The organism is Aquabacterium sp., from assembly GCF_036279675.1.
GTDB lineage: Bacteria > Pseudomonadota > Gammaproteobacteria > Burkholderiales > Burkholderiaceae_C > Aquabacterium.
In genome coordinates, this window is sequence record NZ_DASUIS010000128.1 from 55,189 (window position 1) to 74,484 (window position 19,296).

The 19,296-nt window shown below is 64.0% G+C and carries 14 protein-coding genes; 8 read left to right on the top strand and 6 right to left on the bottom strand.

The window, feature by feature from the left end:
• Nucleotides 1-36: 36 nt before the first annotated feature.
• A complete protein-coding gene (gene gap / locus VFW93_RS15015) occupies nt 37-1,035 on the top strand; it encodes a type I glyceraldehyde-3-phosphate dehydrogenase (RefSeq protein WP_329694774.1) in 999 nt (332 codons plus the stop codon).
• Nucleotides 1,036-1,215: 180 nt separating this feature from the next.
• Nucleotides 1,216-3,012, top strand: a complete 1,797-nt coding sequence (locus VFW93_RS15020; protein ID WP_329694775.1) for a S8 family serine peptidase — start codon at nt 1,216-1,218, stop codon at nt 3,010-3,012.
• Here the strand turns inward: VFW93_RS15020 and VFW93_RS15025 are convergent.
• Genes VFW93_RS15025 through VFW93_RS15035 form a run of 3 tightly spaced genes read right to left on the bottom strand, consistent with a single transcriptional unit; the run spans nt 2,993 to nt 5,282 of the window.
• Entirely contained in the window at nt 2,993-3,823 is an 831-nt protein-coding gene (locus VFW93_RS15025) for a hypothetical protein (protein WP_329694776.1), read from the bottom strand. The genes VFW93_RS15020 and VFW93_RS15025 overlap by 20 nt on opposite strands.
• Nucleotides 3,824-3,882: 59 nt before the next feature.
• On the bottom strand, nt 3,883-4,764 hold the full coding sequence (locus VFW93_RS15030) for a biotin--[acetyl-CoA-carboxylase] ligase (protein ID WP_329694777.1): 882 nt from the start codon (nt 4,762-4,764) through the stop codon (nt 3,883-3,885).
• Nucleotides 4,764-5,282: an SET domain-containing protein gene (locus VFW93_RS15035; RefSeq protein ID WP_329694778.1), complete on the bottom strand. Its 519-nt coding sequence runs from the start codon at nt 5,280-5,282 to the stop codon at nt 4,764-4,766. The genes VFW93_RS15030 and VFW93_RS15035 overlap by 1 nt, the downstream gene beginning before the upstream one ends.
• A 114-nt stretch (nt 5,283-5,396) precedes the next feature.
• On the opposite strand from VFW93_RS15035, the gene VFW93_RS15040 reads away from it, so the two are divergent.
• From VFW93_RS15040 to VFW93_RS15065, 6 genes are all read left to right on the top strand, one after another.
• The gene (locus VFW93_RS15040) at nt 5,397-8,060 is read left to right on the top strand and encodes a DNA topoisomerase III (RefSeq protein ID WP_329694779.1); all 2,664 of its coding nucleotides are present in this window, start codon (nt 5,397-5,399) and stop codon (nt 8,058-8,060) included.
• Between the two features lie 172 nt (nt 8,061-8,232).
• Nucleotides 8,233-9,306, top strand: a complete 1,074-nt coding sequence (pstS, locus tag VFW93_RS15045) for a phosphate ABC transporter substrate-binding protein PstS (protein ID WP_329694780.1) — start codon at nt 8,233-8,235, stop codon at nt 9,304-9,306.
• 173 nt (nt 9,307-9,479) lie between these two features.
• Nucleotides 9,480-10,109 carry a PEP-CTERM sorting domain-containing protein gene (locus VFW93_RS15050; protein WP_329694781.1) on the top strand — a complete coding sequence of 210 codons (630 nt, stop codon included), beginning with the start codon at nt 9,480-9,482 and terminating at the stop codon, nt 10,107-10,109.
• A gap of 104 nt (nt 10,110-10,213) precedes the next feature.
• Nucleotides 10,214-11,230 carry a protein-methionine-sulfoxide reductase catalytic subunit MsrP gene (msrP, locus tag VFW93_RS15055; protein WP_414639687.1) on the top strand — a complete coding sequence of 339 codons (1,017 nt, stop codon included), beginning with the start codon at nt 10,214-10,216 and terminating at the stop codon, nt 11,228-11,230.
• Nucleotides 11,230-11,874 carry a protein-methionine-sulfoxide reductase heme-binding subunit MsrQ gene (locus VFW93_RS15060; protein ID WP_329694782.1) on the top strand — a complete coding sequence of 215 codons (645 nt, stop codon included), beginning with the start codon at nt 11,230-11,232 and terminating at the stop codon, nt 11,872-11,874. Before msrP ends, VFW93_RS15060 begins: the two co-directional genes overlap by 1 nt.
• A 37-nt stretch (nt 11,875-11,911) precedes the next feature.
• Nucleotides 11,912-12,910, top strand: coding sequence for an AEC family transporter (locus tag VFW93_RS15065; protein WP_329694783.1), 999 nt, complete (start codon nt 11,912-11,914; stop codon nt 12,908-12,910).
• Here VFW93_RS15065 and VFW93_RS18930 read toward each other — a convergent pair.
• From VFW93_RS18930 to VFW93_RS15080, 3 genes are all read right to left on the bottom strand, one after another.
• Nucleotides 12,886-13,542 carry a GGDEF domain-containing protein gene (locus VFW93_RS18930; RefSeq protein ID WP_414639688.1) on the bottom strand — a complete coding sequence of 219 codons (657 nt, stop codon included), beginning with the start codon at nt 13,540-13,542 and terminating at the stop codon, nt 12,886-12,888. The genes VFW93_RS15065 and VFW93_RS18930 overlap by 25 nt on opposite strands.
• 453 nt (nt 13,543-13,995) lie before the next feature.
• Nucleotides 13,996-14,898, bottom strand: coding sequence for an intradiol ring-cleavage dioxygenase (locus VFW93_RS15075; protein WP_329694785.1), 903 nt, complete (start codon nt 14,896-14,898; stop codon nt 13,996-13,998).
• 93 nt (nt 14,899-14,991) lie between these two features.
• Nucleotides 14,992-19,296, bottom strand: a 4,305-nt coding sequence (locus tag VFW93_RS15080) for an excinuclease ABC subunit A (RefSeq protein ID WP_329694786.1), incomplete at its 5' end; no start/stop codon positions are given.

Genomic DNA, 19,296 nt, shown 5'->3' on the forward strand with positions numbered 1-19,296 from the left:
GCAACATCCAGTTTTCAACTTCAAGGTAAAGCAATCATGGCTATCAAGATTGGTATCAACGGCTTCGGTCGTATCGGCCGCATGGTCTTCCGCGCTGCCATCCAGAACTTCAACGACATCGAAGTCGTCGGCATCAACGACCTGCTGGAGCCTGACTACCTGGCCTACATGCTGAAGTACGACTCGGTGCATGGCCGCTTCAAGGGCGACGTCGCTGTGGACGGCAACACCCTGATCGTCAATGGCAAGAAGATCCGTCTGACCGCCGTGAAGAACCCCGCTGAACTGAAGTGGGATGAAGTCGGCGCCGACGTGGTGGTTGAATCCACTGGTCTGTTCCTGACCAAGGAAACCGCTGAAGCCCACCTGAAGGCTGGTGCCAAGAAGGTCATCATGTCGGCTCCCTCCAAGGACGACACCCCGATGTTCGTCTACGGCGTGAACGACAAGACCTACGCTGGTCAGGCCATCATCTCCAACGCTTCGTGCACCACCAACTGTCTGGCGCCCGTGGCCAAGGTGTTGAACGACACCTTCGGCATCAAGCGCGGCCTGATGACCACCGTGCACGCCGCCACCGCCACCCAGAAGACCGTTGACGGTCCTTCGAACAAGGACTGGCGCGGCGGCCGCGGCATCCTGGAAAACATCATTCCCTCGAGCACGGGCGCTGCCAAGGCCGTGGGTGTGGTGATCCCCGAGCTGAACAAGAAGCTGACCGGCATGGCTTTCCGCGTGCCCACCTCTGACGTGTCGGTGGTTGACCTGACCGTCGAGCTGAACAAGGAAGCTTCGTACGAAGACATCTGCGCTGCCATGAAGGCCGCTTCGGAAGGCGCCATGAAGGGCGTGCTGGGTTACACCGAAGACAAGGTGGTGGCCACGGACTTCCGCGGCGAAAGCTGCACCTCGGTGTTCGATGCCGAAGCCGGTATCGCCCTGGACAAGACTTTCGTGAAGGTTGTGTCCTGGTACGACAACGAGTGGGGCTACTCGAACAAGGTCCTCGAAATGGTGCGCGTGATCGCCAAGTAATACGGGCATTGCTTTCACCTGGTGACAAAAAGGCCTCTTCGGAGGCCTTTTTCTATGAACGGCGCGCATCTTTTTTGTGCGTATTTGTGAACAGTCGCCAATTGGTGCATGTGTCACGAGGTGTGCAAGACATAATCGGCGCTCCCTTTGGATCATGGCTGTAGCAGGACGACACCCCTGATGAGGAAGCTTTTCGCGCTGATGTTGTGGCTCATCTGCTGGATGGGTGTCGGGCCGGTGATGGCTGCTCAAGCTCAACCTAGTTTGGCCATGGGCTTGATCGTCAAGCTCAAAGGGCAGGATGCAGCCGTGGCTGGCCAGTCCCTGGTGCGTCTGCAGGCTGCGGCCATGCCCGCGGCCAACGCGCAGGATCTGCGCGCACGTCTTTCTGCGGCGGCGCAGCGCCAGCGCGTCAGCTTTCTGATGCGCAAGCCCACGGCGTTTGCGGCTCAGGTGATTCACAACGGCCATCCCGTTCCCGTGGCGCAGGCTGAAGCCGAGGCGGCTCGCTTGCGCAAGGACCCGGACGTCGAGTGGGTGATCGTCAACGAGATGGCGCGGCCCGCGTCGGTCAACGTGGATGATCCGGGCTACGGCATCCAGACCTGGTTGCAGACAAGAGATGCCGCGATCGGCCGTGTGGCTGTGGCGAACTTTCCTCCAGCCTGGGAGGCGCTGTCCAATCGGACCTTGTCGCCCGTGGTGGTGGCGGTGCTGGACACGGGCATCCTTCACGCGCCGGATCTGGATGGGCGCTTGCTGCCGGGCTATGACTTCGTGTCGGAGCTGGCCTATTCGGGTGATGGCAACGGTGTGGACGCCGATCCGACCGATCCCGGCGAAGACATCATGAAGGTGCCCGAAGCCTTGCGGGACGGGTGCCCTGTGTCGCCGGTGTCCTGGCATGGCCTGAGCGTGACCGCCATGCTGGCTGCCACGACAGGCAACATGGTGGATGGCGCCGGTGCGTTGGCGCCTTTGCCGGGGCCTTTGGTGCTGCCGGTGCGAGTGGGTGGCATGTGCGGGGCCATGGTCAGCGACATCATCGAGGGCATGCTGTGGGCTGCCGGTGTGGATTACAACGGTTCTCCTGCGCGCAATCTGCATCCGGCTCGGGTCATCAACCTGAGTTTTGGTGGTGACGGTTCGTGTGCAGATACCGGCAGCGGGGCCCACGATGCATCGTGGTTGTACCGCCAGACCATCGCTACCCTGAAGAGCCAGGGTGTGCTGGTGGTGGCGTCGGCCGGTAACGGCGATGCCTCGTCCGGCCTGGGTCTTTGGGGCGCAACGCGGCCCGCCAATTGCGCGGGCGTGCTGGCTGTGACCGGGCTCAATGAACGCGGCTACAAGGCCCGCTACGCCAATCTCATGCAGACGGACGGCATCCAGTCCTTCGGTGTGGCTGTCGCCTCGGGCGACATCGATGCCAACGACGTATTGACGGATTCGGGCATCGTCACCCTGACGAACACCGGTGTGGGCAATGCCTCCTCGTATTTCGAGCTCAGGCGCATGGTGGGCACCAGTCTGGCGTCGCCGGTTGTAGCTGGTGTGGCCGCCCTGATGCTGGCAGCCGATCCGACCTTGACCGTGGATGACCTGCTCTGGGGGTTGACGCACAAGACCGCAGGATTCCCGGACGTCACCGCGCTGGGGATGCAGACCTGCGTCAGTGGTTCCGGGGGGCAGGGCAATTGCGGTTGCACCACGCAAACCTGTGGCGCGGGCATGCTGGACGCTGAATTGGCCGTGAACTGGGCGATTTCGCACGCGGGCCAAGGTGGTTCGGCCACACCGAGCACATCCACGCAGAGCGCCTGTTATTTCAACCCTTCGCGGGGCGGGGGCAGTGACGCCTGTACCCAGGCTTCATCGTCAGGCGGGGGGGCGATGTCGTGGCTATCGTTGCTGGCCCTGGCCTGTTGCGCCCTGGCCATGACCTGGATGAGGCCGCTCAAGGCCGGCAGGCGCTGAACCCTTTGCCCTGCGGCAGCTTCATGCTGGCCAGCGTGACCTGCATGCCCACGGAAGCGCGCGGTACGCGCAGGACCTGCACCTCCATGGGCGGGCGCACGTTCACGATGCGCGCCGTGCGAATGCCGCGGTTGCGCATGGCGTTCAGACCCGTGTCGGCATCTTCCTGTCTGGTGAAGCGGCCCAGCGAGATGCCCAGGGCCAGATTGGCCGGTGTGCGCACCTCTTCGAAACTCAGGCCCTTGATGCGGCGCAGTTCGGCTTGCTTGCGCTCCAGCATGTCAGCGTCGGCGTACGGGCCCATGTAGACCAGCCATAGCCCCTGAATGGCCACGGTGCGGCTACCCCAGCTCCCCGGGGGCAGGATGGGCTTGAGGTTGGCCTCCAGGCTGGCGTATTCGCTGGCATTGAAGGGGCCTGCTTCGACGCACTTGGTGTCTTTGCTCTCGGATGCAGCAGGTGGCGTGGCCTGGGCCTGCGCGCCAGCCGATGTCGCCAGGGCCTGGGTTGAGGCCGCCGCGGCCTGAGATGCGCCGGTGGCGGCCGATGCGGCACCGCTGCCCGTACTCGCTGAAGAGGCGCTGCTTGCCACATCGGGCAGGGTCGCGGCATTCTTGTGCGTGGATTTGTCTGCCTTGCCAGCGCCAGCTGCCAGCACCACGATCTTGTCGGCATGGATCTGCTGGCCCATGCGCTGCGGTTCGTGCTGCGCATCGGGTTGCACGCCCACGACCTGGTTGAGCCAGCCCTTGCTCCAAGCGAAGAACGCGGCGTTGACGATCAACAGAATCAGCACCAGGGAACGCAGCATGGGTCGGTTTGGCTGTTGGGGGTGAGCGAACTGAGGTCGTGGAGGTCGGGGCTGTGGCTTCAGGGCCGCAACCTGACGCTGACTTCACCTGTGGTCCAGGCTTGCAGGCCCTTGTCAGTATGCACGAGCAGCGCACCGGTTTCGCTGACGCCCTGGGCCATGCCGGTGTCACTGGGGGCGAAGCCATCAGCCGGCCCCTGGCCTGGCGTGGCCCACAGGCCCACGGTTTGCCCTGCCAGCACATCACGTTGACTGTAGGCCATCTGCAACGGCGCAAAGCCGGACGCTTCAAATGCACGGGCCATGGTCAGCAAGGGGGGCGCCACCCACGACCAGACTTCGCCTGCGCTTGGCACGTGTCCACCCGAGAGCGCCGATGACAGCGCCGTGGCTTCGGCGGGCGCCGGGCCCTGTTTTACGTTCAGCCCGATGCCGATGACCACCCAGCGCTGGCCATCGCTCAGGCCTGGGGCAGGTGTGGCTTCGATCAGGATGCCACCCAGTTTGCGGCCGTTGAGCCACAGATCATTGGGCCATTTCAGGCCGATGGCGGGTGTGTTGGCTTGATCCGGCTGGGCGCGCAGCCCGGTTTCGAGCCCTTGGGCCATGGCCAGGCCCACGGCCAGGGACAAGGCGCTGCCACCGCCCGGGATTTCGTCCAGACGCATGGGCAGGCCCAGGGAAAAGGTCAGGGTGTCGCCAGGTGCGGCCAGCCAGGTGCGGCCCTGGCGGCCTCTGCCGGCGGTCTGGCGGCAGGCCGCAAGGAAGGTCGGGCTGGTTTCGCCACGTCGGCCTCGGGTCATCAGCTCCGTGTTGGTCGAGCCGATTTCCGGCAGCACTTCCACGCTCAGCTCCGGGCAGGCCGGTGACGCAGCCTCCCAGATGCGTTCGGCGGCGGCATGGAGGTCCGCCTGCACGGCGCCGAGCGGGGTGTCAGCCATCAGCGACGACGCGAAGCCAGCATGGTGCCGCGGCACTTGGGCGAGCCGCACCAGCAGGCATATTCCTTCTTGAGCTTGGCCGTCATGCGGGCGTCGATGATCAAACCGTAGTCAAAGAACAACTCTTCGCCCACGGCGATGTCGCGCAATGCCTTCAGAAAAACGCGGTTGCCATCCTGCTCGGCCTCAAGATTGGGGTCGCAGGAGTGATTGATCCACTTGGCGGAATTGCCCTGGTACTTCCCGTCGATGACGTGGCCGTCGTCCAGGTGGAAGTAAAAGGTGTGATTCGGTTGTGACGGGTCGTGCGGGTGGCGATCCAGCGCCTCCTGCCAGGTGATGATCTCGCCCCTGTACTCCAGGACGGTCTCGCCGGCCTTGATCGGGCGGATGGCGTAGACGCCCTTGCCATGAATACCCGACTCGCGCACCTGGGTGCGGCGGCCGGAAGTGGGCTCTTCAGCCGGGGCGTGAGCCGTCCGGGCGGCAGGCTTGGTTTTTTTTGCGGCTTGCGTCATCGGCCAGATTGGGTACATTGAATTGGTGGGCGCGCGTGCCCGCGTGTGCACACACGTATGTGTGCGTGCGCGTGCGCGAGAAGCCCGATTGTAAGAAGAGATATAAAGACGCCCATGAGCAAAGCCCTGGTCATTGCAGAAAAACCGTCGGTTGCCCAAGACATCGTGCGCGCATTGACGCCGGTGGACGGCAAATTCGACAAACACGATGAATACTTCGAGAGCGAACACTATGTGGTCAGCTCCGCCGTCGGCCATCTGGTCGAAATCAAGGCGCCCGACGAATTCGATGTCAAGCGGGGCAAGTGGAGCTTCGCCAACCTGCCGGTCATCCCGCCGCACTTCGATCTCAATCCGATCGACAAGAGCAAGGGGCGCCTCAATGCCCTGGTCAAGCTGATCAAGCGCAAGGACGTCACCACGCTGATCAACGCATGTGACGCGGGGCGCGAAGGTGAACTGATCTTCCGCCTGATTGCGCAATACGCGGCCGACAGCACGGCCACCACGCGCGCCAAGGGCCTGGGCAAGGAAGTCAAGCGCCTGTGGCTGCAGAGCATGACGCCGGCAGCCATCCGCGACGGTTTCGAGCAACTGCGCACCGACGAGCAGATGACGCCGCTGGCCAGCGCCGCCCGTTGCCGCTCCGAAGCCGACTGGCTGGTGGGCATCAACGGCACGCGCGCCATGACGGCGTTCAACTCGCGCGATGGCGGCTTCTTCCTGACCACCGTGGGCCGGGTGCAGACGCCCACGCTGTCCATCGTGGTGGAACGCGAAGAAAAGATCCGCAAGCACGTTTACCGTGATTACTGGGAAATCAAGGCCAGCTTTGGCGTCGAGGCCGGTGCCTATGAGGGCAAGTGGTTCGATCCCAACTTCAAGAAGGACAAGAGCGCTGCAGAAGGTTCGGCCGAAGCCGAGCTGAAGGCCGATCGGGTCTGGTCGGCTGCCGAGGCGCAGGCCATTGCCGATGCGGTGGAAGGCAAGCAGGGCACGGTCACGGAAGAGGCCAAGCCCAGCAACCAGTCCAGCCCGTTGCTGTATGACCTGACCACGCTGCAGCGCGAGGCCAACTCGCGTTTCGGCTTCAGTGCCAAGACCACGCTGGGCCTGGCGCAGGCCCTGTATGAAAAGCACAAGGCCCTGACCTATCCCCGTACCGATTCGCGTGCGCTGCCCGAGGACTACATCAGTGTGGTCAAGGACACGATGGGAATGATCGCCGACGAGGACATGCCCGGCCCGTTGCGCGAGCTGTCGCAACATGCGCGCAAGGCGGTCAACGACGGCTACGTCAAGCCCAACAAGCGCGTGTTCGACAACGCCAAGGTGTCGGATCACTTTGCCATCATTCCCACGATGCAGGCACCCAAGAGCCTGACCGAGGCCGAAGCCAAGCTGTACGACATGGTCGTCAAGCGCTTCATCGCCGTGTTCTACCCGGCCGCCGAGTTCATGGTCACCACCCGCATCACCAAGGTGCCGGCCGCTGGCAAGGAGCATTGCTTCCAGACCAACGGCAAGGTGCTGGTCAAGCCCGGCTGGATGGCGGTGTACGGCAAGGAAGCCTCGGAAGAGGGCGATGAGCGCACGCTGGTGGCCGTCAAGCCCGGCGAGGCCGTGACCACGGAAGACGTGGCCGTCAATGCGCTCAAGACCAAGCCACCTGCACGCTACTCTGAAGCGACGCTGCTGAGCGCCATGGAAGGCGCGGGCAAGTTGATCGACGATGAAGAGCTCAAGGCTGCGATGACCGAGAAGGGCCTGGGCACACCAGCCACCCGTGCGGCCATCATCGAAGGCCTGCTCACTGAAAAGTACATCTACCGCGAAGGCCGCGAGCTGATCCCCACGGCCAAGGCTTTCCAGCTCATGACGCTGCTGCGTGGCCTGGGCGTGGAGGACCTGACCAAGCCCGAGCTGACCGGCAACTGGGAGTTCAAGCTCGCCGAAATGGAAAAGGGCCGCTTGAGCCGCGAGGCCTTCATGGCCGAGATCGCCGCCATGACCCAGCGCGTGGTGCAAAAGGCCAAGGAATACGACCGCGACACCATCCCTGGTGACTATGCCGTGCTGCAGACCCCCTGCCCGAACTGCGGTGGCGTGGTCAAGGAAAACTACCGTCGCTTCACCTGCACGGGCAAGAGCGGCAGCGACGACGGCGCAGGTTGTGGTTTCAGCATGACCAAGATCCCCGCAGGCCGCAGCTTCGAGTTGCATGAGGTCGAGCAGCTGTTGCGCGATCACAAGATCGGCCCGATGGACGGCTTCCGCTCCAAGGCGGGCTGGCCCTTCACCGCCGAGCTCAAGCTGGTGCGTGACGAAGAGGCGAAGAACTGGAAGATGGAGTTCGACTTCGGCGAAGACGCCAAGAAGGACGACGAATCCGGCGAAGCGGTGGACTTCAGCGCACAGACCAGCCTGGGCGCCTGCCCCAAGTGTGGCGGCCAGGTGTACGAGCATGGCAGCAACTACGTGTGTGAGAACACGACGGGCAGCTCCAAGGCCAAGTGCGACTTCAAGAGCGGCAAGATCATCCTGCAGCAACCCATCATGCCCGACCAGCTCACCAAGCTGCTGGAAACCGGCAAGACGGATTTGCTGGAGAACTTCGTGTCCAACAAGACGCGCCGCAAGTTCAAGGCATTTCTGAGCTGGGATGCCAAGGCCGGCAAGGTGGGCTTCGAGTTCGAGCCTCGGGCCCCGCGCGCACCGGCTGCCAAGAAGGCCGCGTCCAAAACGGCGGCCAAGACTGCAGCGAAAAAGGCGGCTTGATTCGCTGGTGGTTTGTCGGGTGTCGGCCGGTAGCCCCCCAACGTTGTAAGCAAGCTGTAAGGGGCCGGGCAACCGGCCCTTTTTCCGTTTTGCCCTGAGCTGATCGGATCAGGGTTGACCCTGGTTGGTGTATCTTCGCGGCCTGTTTCACTGGATCTTGAAGTTGTTGGCGATGCTGTCTGGTCGTGTGTGCTTGAAACCCTGGGGCGCGTTGTTGCTGGCCCTGTCCACCTGTCTGACTGCCGTGCACGTGCACGCAGAGGTGCAGATCAAGGGGGCTGGCGCCAGCTTTCCTTCGCATGTGTACGAACGCTGGACCAAGCGTTTTGCCGATTTGAACCCGGGCGTCTCGGTGCGCTATGTGCCCACCGGCTCCGGCGATGGCATCAAGCAGATCAAGGCGCGCTCGGTGCACCTGGGTGGCACCGACAACCCCTTGACGCCTCAGCAACTGGCCGAACACAAGCTGGTGCAGATTCCCATGCTGGTGGGCGGCCTGGTGCCCGTGGTCAACGTACAGGGCATCGGCGCGAACCAGCTGGTGCTCAGTGGCGAGGTGCTGGCCGACATCATGCAGGGGCAGATCCGTCAGTGGGATGACCCACGGATTGCGGCGCTCAACCCGGGCTTGCGCCTGCCCGCCCAGGCCATCACCCGCATCGTGCGCGAGGATGCGTCCGGATCGACCGAGGTGTGGACGCGCTACCTGGGCATGTCCTCCAGCCGATTCGCGGCGGCGGTGCCTGCTTCGCAAAAACCGACCTGGCCAGGCGCCACGCTCGCAGCCAAGGGCAACGATGGCGTGAGCGCGCTGCTGAAAGACACGGCGGGCGGCGTGAGCTATGTGTCCTTCGACCGCGTGCAGAAGGACCGCCTGAGTGGCGTGAAGCTGCGTACCTCCGGCGGCTTCGTGGTGGCGGCGTCGGAAGAGGCCTTCCGCGCAGCCATCCTGGCATCCGATCTGTACAAGAAGGGGGATGATGTGGCCGGCTTGCTGAGCCAGCCCCGCGCAGATGCCTGGCCCCTGACGGCAACCAGCTACGTGTTGCTGGACGCCGCGCCCAAGGACATGCATGCCGCTGACTGGGTGGCCAGATTTGTGTACTGGTGTTTCATGCACGGAGACGAGTTGACCCGTGGAACCGGCTTCGCGCCACTGCCTGAACGCGTTCAGGCGAGGCTGTCCGGCCGATTGCTCCAGATTCACGGCCCGGCGGGACAGGTCCCGAGCTTCGCAACGCCTTGAGCGCCTGATTCGCATTCCCTTACAAGCTGGTGGCCACGCATCAGGGGTTTCCCGCGGGTGCAAACGGCCGGCATTGGTTAGGCTGTTTTCATGCCGTGAAAGAGCGCGGGTGAACGGGTGTTGTCCAGGCCTGCTACCCATCAGCCGGCACGGCACATCAAACCGGAGGGATCATGCGTATTGTTCAGTGTTGTCTTGTGGCGCTTGCACTGAGCGCCAGCTGTGCCACATCCGCGATGGCCGAAGTCATCCAGGGTGATGCCTCGGTACAGAAACCGTTGATCGATACCTCGTCCAATCTGGCCTGGTATGGCTTTGAAAGCCAGGCTGCGGGTGAGGAGGCAGGCTACCGCATGGCCACGGTCAACGAGTTCATCACCTTGCTGCTGGACGCCGGATATGTGTCGCAGCCCAGTGGGGGCCGGGATCTCTATACCCTGGACAGCAGCATCAAGGCTGGTGTGCCGGGCATCGATTTCTACTTCAACGCGAGTGCGGCAGGCAGCGCCGATTTTCACCACGATTACCTGGGCTGGGTCAATACCGGCCCGGACACGCGCCTGGTCAGCGTGAGCGATGACGTCATCGCCGGGCACGCTTCCAGCACGGCGGAGGTGCGCTGGCTGGCCTCGCTGCCAGGTGTGGCAACCGAATGGACGCAGTTCACCAACATGAGTGGCGGTGCACTGGACGCCCCTGATTTCATGATGGTGCGCGCCGTTCCCGAACCCTCCAGCTACGCGCTCATGGCGTTGGGCCTGCTGGGCATTGGCGCCGTTCGTGCGTCGCGAAAAGGGGTTTGAGCACGCATTTCAGCGCTTGAGCGCATGGCGGTGTAAGGTTCACGGCGGTGTCGGCGACCAAGTTCGCAGGCACCGTTTTTTCATGGCCGTGGAGCTTGACCAGCATGACCGTTCTTCGCACATCGCGCAGCATCCTGCATCCTGACAGCGGGATGTTTCACGCCGTTCCCAGCGAGATCACCCCTCAGTCGGTCTATCTGGCGCGGCGGCAGTTGCTTCAGGTCGGGGCCGCCGGGGGCGCTTCACTGTTGCTGTCGGGGCAGGGCCTGGCGCAGGGCGCCGTGTCCGTCAAACGCCCTGGCAAGCTGGCGCCTTTGCCCGGCGCGCCCAGCAAGGTGCCCGGCGCCTTCACCATGGACAAGCTCACGCCCTACGAGGACGTGACCAGCTACAACAACTTCTACGAGTTCGGCACCGACAAATCCGACCCGGCCGAGAACGCCCACACGCTCAAGCCACGCCCCTGGGCGCTGAGCATCGAGGGCGAGGTGGGCAAGCCATTGAAGCTGGGGCTGGATGACCTGCTCAAGCTGGGTGCGATGGAAGAGCGCATCTACCGGCTGCGCTGCGTGGAAGGCTGGTCCATGGTGATCCCGTGGGTGGGCTATTCGCTGTCCACGCTGATCCAGCGTGCCGAGCCCACGAGCCGCGCCAGGTATGTGGAGTTCGTCAGCCTGGCCGATCCCAAACAGATGCCGGGTGTGCGCACAGGCGTGCTGGACTGGCCGTATGTAGAAGGCCTGCGCATCGACGAGGCCATGCACCCGCTCACCATGATGGCGTTCGGCCTGTATGGCGAGATCCTGCCCAATCAGAATGGTGCCCCGCTGCGCCTGGTGGTGCCCTGGAAGTATGGCTTCAAGAGCGCCAAGTCGATCGTGAAGATCCGCCTGGTCGAGAAAGAGCCGGTATCCTCCTGGACCAAGGCCAATCCGCGTGAATACGGCTTCTTCTCGAATGTGAACCCGAAAGTGGATCACCCGCGATGGAGCCAGGCATCGGAGCGCCGCATTGGGGATGGCGGCTTCTTTGCGCCGCGCAAGTCCACCTTGATGTTCAATGGCTACGAGGCCCAGGTGGGGCAACTCTATGCCGGCATGGATCTGAAGAAGTATTACTGATGCAAGCGATGTCCGTGAAGCAGGGCCTCAACCAGTTGCTGTTGAGACCCTGGGTGAAGCCGCTGTTGTGGCTGTTGTGTGCCCTGCCTTTTGTGGTGCTGGTGATCAAGGGGTTCACGGGGCACCTGGGGGCCAACCCAGCAGAAAAGCTCATCAAGGAAACGGGTGAATGGGCCTTGCGCTGGCTGTGGCTGACGCTGGCGATTTCGCCCTTGCGCGAAGCGGCTTCGCTGCCCACCTTGATGCGCTATCGGCGTGCCCTGGGCGTGACCACCTTTGTGTACGCGCTGATTCATTTCCTGGCCTATGCCTGGCTGGACAAGGGCTTGGTGATCGATGACATCATCAAGGACGTGATCAAGCGCAACTTCATCCTCGTGGGGGTGGTGGCACTGGCCTTGATGACGCCCCTGGCCCTGACTTCGTTCAACTCGGCCATCCGCAAGCTGGGCGGGCGACGCTGGCAGGCCCTGCACAAGCTGGTGTATGCCGTGGCCTTGCTGGGCCTGCTGCATTTCTACTGGAAGAAGTCGGCCAAGAACGATGTGAGCGAAGTCATGGTGTATGCCGTGATCCTGGCCGTGCTGCTGGGCTGGCGCGCCATGCGCAAGGGCGGCGTGATGGGGATGCTGAAGGTCCGCTGAACTCGGCGCGGTTAGCGCTCAGGTGACAATGATCGCCATGATCGATCTGCTGCTCCTGTTCGTGCCTTTTTTTGCCCTGGTTCTGATGGGCTGGGGCGCAGCGCGGCGCGGTGTGTTGCCGCTTGATGGCATCGGGGGACTCAACAGCTTCGTGCTGTATTTCGGCCTGTCGGCCATGGTGTTCCGGCTCAGCGCCAGTGGTGCCTTGATGCAGGAAGGTTTGCTGGGGCTGCTGCTGGTTTATGGCGTGGCGGGCTCCCTGATCACCTTGCTGGCCTTGATCTGGAGCGTGCGCGTGGGCTTGATCCGTCGTGATGGCGGGCTGGTGGCGCTGGTCACAGCCTTTCCGAACACGGGTTTTCTGGGCCTGCCTTTGCTGACGGGGCTGCTCGGGCCGAAGGCAGCCGGGCCAGTGGCGGCCACCCTCATCGTGGATGTGCTGCTCTTGAGCTCCGTGTGCCTGGCCTGGGCGCATTCCCACGCGGCGCAAGAAGCACCTGGCGATGATCCACACGAGGCCTGGCATGCCGCGCAGGCATCGCTCAAGGGGGCGCTGCGCAATCCGCTCTTGTGGTCGATGGCCGTGGGCATGTTGTTCGCGGGCATGGGCTGGCATCTGCCTCATCCTGTGGATGAAACCGTGCGCTTGCTGGGCTTGTCGGCCACGCCCACGGCCTTGTTCACCCTGGGGGCCATCCTGGCACGTGCGCAGATGCAGCCTGCACCTGAGGGTGTGGTCATCCCGGGTATCTGGGTGCCAGCCTTGCTGAAGCTGGCGGTGCACCCGCTCATCGTGTGTGGCTTGGGCTGGGCCTTGCAGCGCGCCGGCGTGCCCTTGACCAGTTCTGGCTTGTTGACCCTGACCATGGCCGCGGCACTGCCTTCAGCCAGCAATGTGTCCATGCTGGCCGAGCGAGAAGGTGTCAACACCCCCCTGGTGCCACGTGTGATTCTGTGGACCACGGCCCTGGCGTTGCTCACCATCGCCGTGTGGGCCCACGGCCTGGGTGTTCAGGCCACCTCGGCCACCACCTGATTGCGGCCTGAGAGCTTGCCCTTGTAGAGGGCTGTGTCGGCGCGATTGACCGGGGCCTCGATGGATTCATCGTCGTGGTGGCAGCTCACGCCGAAGGTCATGCTGACCTTGATCTGCTGCCCTTCGAAAGGAACCTCGATGGCCGCAATCTGCTGGCGCAGGCGTTCGGCCACGGTGCTGGCCATTTCCAGTGTGGCATTGGGCATCAGGATCAGGAACTCTTCACCCCCCCATCGCGCGACGCTGTCCTGTTCGCGCAGAGCCTGGCGCAGGACCTGACTCACGGCGGTCAGGACGGCATCGCCGGCCGCGTGACCGTACTCGTCGTTGATGCCTTTGAAGTGATCGATGTCGGCCAGTACGAAGGCCAGAGGTGCATGGTTGCGCCGGCGTTGCACGAGCTCGTATTCGGCCACTTCCATCAGGCTGCGGCGGTTGAGCAGGTGGGTGAGCGGGTCGGTGGTGGCCAGCACGCGCAGATCCTTCTCGGCCTTGGTCACCAGCTTCAGGTAGATGTTGGAGAGATAGGTCAACAGCAGGAAGGTGACCGCGATGTTGAAGTAGCGCAAGGCGGCAAGGGTCTGCGGCCCGACATGGTCATAGGGAGGGAGCTCGCGAAGCGTGTAGTCCATGCCCACATAGACGGCCAGCAGGAGAGAGATGAGAACGGGCTTGAACGCCCGCACCTTCATCTGGCTGATGACAACCACAGGGACGACAACCAGCAGGTAGTAGTGGAAGCCGCTGTCCCATCCGATGGCGCGCACAGCCAGAACGGCATGCGCCAGGATTTCCGTGACGATCAGGCTCACGGCCAGCAGATTGAGGCGCTGCTTCAGGCACAGGTAACTGGTACCAAACAGGACGACGCTGCCCAGATTGATCCAGGCCAGGGAGTGTGCCCCCAGGCCATAGAACAGCCCCAGGAACATCACATGCGTGGCGCCAGCCACAACGGCAACCTTGTGCATCAATTTCCAGAATGCGGAAGCCGCATTGCGGTCACTGAACTGTCTGCTGATGAAGGATTGAGGTTTGCGGTCCATCGTCTGCCTGTATCGGCAGCTTTTGTGCGTTCTTGAGCACTATGCCGCGATCGACAGGGTGATGTTGCCCGTGTAGCCCTCGGCCACGCTGCCACTCAGTGTCGTCATCTCCAGCGTGACGCCATCGCTGAAGACGTTGTCCGTGGCGAAGCTGCTCTTGTTGAGGTTGGTCAGGCTGCTGCTGTAGCCGCTGGCGTTGGTGTAGACCTCGGTGCAGGTGGCCACGGGGAAGGCCAGTTGCGTGGTCTTGAGCTTGTTGGTGTAGCTGGTAGCCGTGTTCAGGCTGCGGTAGATCTCCAGGTGCATGTGGGGCATTCGGCCGTCATAGCAACCCGGGAAGATGGTGGTGAAGGTGGCGTTGCCACTGGCGTCGGTGGCTTGCACACCGCGCAGGTAGTTCTGATCGGTGACGCCGCTGGAGTACAGCGAGTACTTGCCATCGCGGTTGCAGTGCCACAGGTAGATGGCATAGCCCTCCAGCGAGGCGCAGGATGCGTTGGTATTGGTCAGCTGGATGGTGAGCACGAGCGGCACGCCGGCGGCTGTGCCGGTGGCACCGTCTATGCTGCTGCGGATGTCGCTGCGCACCACGCTGGCCAGCATCAGGGCGTTGCTGGTGGCGCCATTGCTGGTGTTGGAGCCGTCTCCTGGGTAGGGGCCGGCTGTTTCTTCCGGGGCGACCGAGCACGTGTTCAGGGCGGTGCCTGATGTGGTGGTCGTGCCCGTCGTGGAGGTGGACGTGGTGCTGGTGCCAGTGGATGAGCTGGTGGCGGTGCTGCCCGCGTCGCCACCACCGCCACAGCCCAGCAAGGGCATGGTGCCGGTGGCGCCCAGCGCACTCACGGTGCTCAGCCAGCGCAGGATCTGTCGGCGGTCGTGCTGGCGCGCCAGGGCGCTCAGGTCGTGTTCAAGTCCGTGGTTGTGCATGATCGGCAGGGGCATGGCGTTGGGGTGCCTCCATGCTGCCTGCCGCATGCTGCTGCTTCGTGTGCGCTTTTTGTCAGCGCTGACACAGTGGCATCTTCACCAAGCCTTTCACCGCGTGCGATGCAGCACGTGCTTGAGGGCCACGCCCGTGTGCGTCTTCTTCGCCACGATCTCATCGGGCGTACCCTGGGCCGCCACCTTGCCACCGCCCGTGCCGCCTTCGGGGCCCATGTCGATGATCCAGTCGGCCTCGGCGATCACATCCAGATCGTGTTCGATCACGACCACGCTGTGGCCGCCATCGACCAGCCTGTGCAGCACACGGATGAGCTTCTCCACGTCGGCCAGGTGCAGGCCCACCGTGGGCTCATCCAGCACGTACAGGGTGTGCGGCGCCTTCTGACCACGGCGGGTGATGTCATCGCGCACCTTGCTGAGTTCGGTCACCAGCTTGATGCGCTGCGCCTCGCCGCCTGACAGGGTGGGGGAGGGCTGGCCCAGCGTGAGGTAGCCCAGGCCCACGTCCTGCAGCAACTTGAGCGGGTGGGCGATGGAGGGCATGGTCGCGAAGAACTCGACGGCCTCGTCCACCTCCATCTTGAGCACATCACCGATGTGCTTGCCGCGCCAGGTGGCGGCCAGCGTTTCAGGGTTGAAGCGCATGCCGTTGCAGGTGTCGCAATGCACCTTCACATCGGGCAGGAAGGCCATCTCGATGGTACGGATGCCCTGGCCTTCGCAAGCCGGGCAGCGGCCTTCACCGGTGTTGAAGCTGAAGCGGCCTGCACCCCAGCCGCGTGCGCGGGCTTCAAGCGTGTCGGCGAACAGCTTGCGGATGGTGTCCCAGAAGCCGATGTAGGTGGCCGGGCAGGAGCGCGGTGTCTTGCCGATCGGCGTCTGGTCGACTTCGAGCACGCGGTCGACCGCCCCCCAGCCCTCGATGCCATCGCAACCCACCCACAGCGGTGCGGCCTTGGCGCGTTCCTTCGGCGGGATGCTGACGGCCGTCTGCACGTTGGCCAGCAGCACATCACGCGCGATGGTGGATTTGCCCGAGCCGGACACGCCCGTCACCGCCACCAGGCGCTGCAAAGGCACCTTGACGCTGACCTTGTCCAGGTTGTGCAGCCTCGCCTTCTTGATGCTCAGCTGGGGTGTGTCAGGTGTGATGGCGCGGCGCTCGCCGATCGGGTGTGCCATGGGGGAACGCAGGCAGCGACCGGTGACCGAGTTTTCAGCCGCCATGATGTCGGCCACGGTACCTTCGGCCACCACGGTGCCGCCACGCACACCGGCGCCAGGGCCGATGTCGATGATGTGCTCGGCACGGCGGATCGTGTCTTCATCGTGTTCGACCACGACCAGCGTGTTGCCCTCTGCGCCCAGTGTGTGCAGGGCTTCAAGCAGCAACTGGTTGTCGCGCGGGTGCAGGCCGATGGTGGGCTCGTCCAGCACATAGCAGACGCCTTGCAGGTTAGAACCGAGCTGGGCAGCCAGGCGGATGCGCTGCGCTTCGCCACCCGACAAGGTGGGCGCCGCACGGTCCAGGCTCAGGTACCCCAAGCCGACTTGCTCCATGAAGCTCAGGCGGCTCTTGATCTCGCTGACGATGTCGCGGGCGATGGTGGCTTCGCGGCCATCGAGCTTGAGCTTCTCGCCCCACTTGCGCGCCTCCTTGACGGACAGGGCCGACAGCTCGGCGATGGACTGGCCGCGCAGTTGCACGGCGCGCGCCACCGGATTGAGGCGTGCACCATGGCAGGACTCGCATTCGGCATCGGTCACGTCTTCCACATCGGGCTCGGCAAATGTCTGCTCGCGGCCCTTGTTGTCATCGGTCTGAGAGTCGTCCATGACCTTGCGCTGTTCGCGGGTCAGGGCCAGGCCCGTGCCCACGCAATCGGGGCACCAGCCGTGCTTGCTGTTGTACGAGAACAGGCGCGGGTCCAGCTCGGGGTAGCTGGTGCCGCAGCTGGGGCAGGCGCGTTCGGTCGAGAAGACCTTGACGCGGCCCATGTGCAGCGTGGACTTGCCGGTTGCCAGTGCGTCAGACAGGCCTTCCAGCCCGGTGATCAGGTGGACCACGCCCTTGCCGTGTTCCAGCGCCGAGGCCAGCAGCTCGCGCAACTTGCCCTCGTTCTCGGGTTTGACCACCACATCGCCCACCGGCAGTTCGATGGTGTGCTCGCGGTAACGGTCGATCTTGGGGCCGCCTGCCGTGCCCCAGCCTGCGCTGGGCAGGAACTCGCCGTCCACGCGCAGGTGGGTGAAGCCCTTGCTGGAAGCCCACTTGGCCAGCTCGGTGTAGATGCCCTTGCGGTTCACCACCAGCGGCGCCATCAGGCCAATGTGCTGGCCGCGGTAATCACGCACCCACTGGGCCGCGATGGCTTCGGGGGTTTGCGGCAGCACGGCCATGGGGTGGCCGTCGGCATCACAGCAAGCGGGGTTGGTGCAGTGTTGCACGCCCAGCTTGACGAACAGCAGGCGCAGGAAGTGGTGCACTTCGGTGGTGGTGCCCACGGTGCTCTTGCGGCCACCGCGTGACAGGCGCTGTTCAATCGCCACGGTGGGTGGGATGCCATACACCGCATCCACCTCAGGCCGGCCCGCAGGCTGGACAAGCGAACGGGCATACGCGTTGAGCGATTCCAGATAGCGGCGCTGGCCTTCGTTGAAGAGGATGTCGAACGCGAGCGTGGATTTGCCCGAGCCCGAGACCCCCGTGATCACGTTGAACTTGCCGCGCGGGATGTGCACGCTCATGCCCTTGAGGTTGTTCTCATGGGCGTTGACCACTTCGATGCTGTCGTGGCCAGGGGCCTTGGCAGCTGCTTCACGGCGGCGTTCGCGGCGGGCCTTGATGATGGCTTGCAAGGAGGTGCCCGCATCGTCGCACAGCTTGTCGGCCAGGCCCAGCTCGTAGGCGGCTTCGCGCTCCATGGCGACGACGGCCGCGCTGGAGTCAGCGTCATCCACCGCGGCCTTGCTGGTCTTGGCCTTGCCTTTGCCCTTGCTTGATGTCGAGGCTGGCTCCTCGCTGCCGGGCGCGCTCAGGCCCAGTGCCGTTTCGTATTCACGCAGGGCCACACCGGTGGCGGTGTGCTTCAGCCGCACTTCCTCAGGCGGGCCAAAGGCCACCAGCTGGCCGCCCGCATCACCGCCTTCGGGGCCCAGTTCGATGAGCCAGTCACAGGCGCGGATCACATCCAGGTTGTGCTCGATGAGGATGATGGAGTGGCCCGCATCCAGCAGCTTGGCAAAGGCCCGCATCAGCTTGGCGATGTCGTCGAAGTGCAGGCCGGTGGTGGGCTCGTCGAACATGAACAGCGTGCCCTTGCGCGCCATGCGCTGGCCTGACTTGCTGGCTTGTTGTGCCGTCTCGACCAGGTGGCCCGCCAGCTTGAGGCGTTGTGCCTCGCCGCCCGACAAAGTCGGTACGGGCTGACCCAGCTTCACGTAGTCCAGGCCCACGTCGTGCAAGGGCTGCAAGGCACGGACCACGTCCACATCCTGGCCAAACAGGCGCACGGCCTCGGCCACCGTCAGCTCCAGCACATCCGAGATGGACAGCTGCTTGCCCAGGCGCTCGATCTTGACCTCGCGCACCTCGGCGCGAAAGCGTGTGCCATCGCAGTCCGGGCAGCGCAGGTACACGTCGCTAAGGAACTGCATCTCCACGTGCTCGAAGCCCGAGCCGCCGCAGGTGGCGCAACGGCCCGTGCCCGCGTTGAAGCTGAAGGTGCCGGCGGTGTACTGGCGTTCCTTCGCCAAGGGGGTGACGGCGAACAAGGTGCGCACCGCGTCGAACGCCCCCACATAGCTGGCCGGGTTGGAACGGGCCGTCTTGCCGATCGGCGATTGATCGACGAAGTTGACGGCGCTCAGCCAGTCGGCACCGAGCAGTTCATCGTGCTCGCCCGGAGAATCCGTGGCCTGACCGAAGTGACGCAGCAGGGCGGGGTGCAGGATGTCCTGGATCAGGGTGGACTTGCCCGAGCCACTCACGCCCGTGACGCCCACCAGGCGCTGCAGCGGAAACGCGATGTTGAGGTTCTGCAGGTTGTGCTGGCGAGCGCCTTGCAGGATCAGCTTGGGCGTGTTGTCTTGCACCACGCGGCGCAGGCCCATGCCGATGGTGCGGCGTGCGCCCAGGTAGGCGCCCGTCAATGTCTCCGCCTTCTTGAGATCTTCGGGCGTGCCATCGAACACGATGCGGCCACCTTGATGGCCAGGGCCGGGGCCGAGATCGATCACGCGGTCGGCGGCCAGCATCACGGCCGGGTCGTGCTCGACCACGACCAGCGTGTTGCCGGCGTCCACCAGGCGCTGCATGGCCACGTTGATGCGGTCCATGTCGCGCGGGTGCAGGCCGATGCTGGGCTCGTCCAGCACGAACAGGGTGTTGACCAG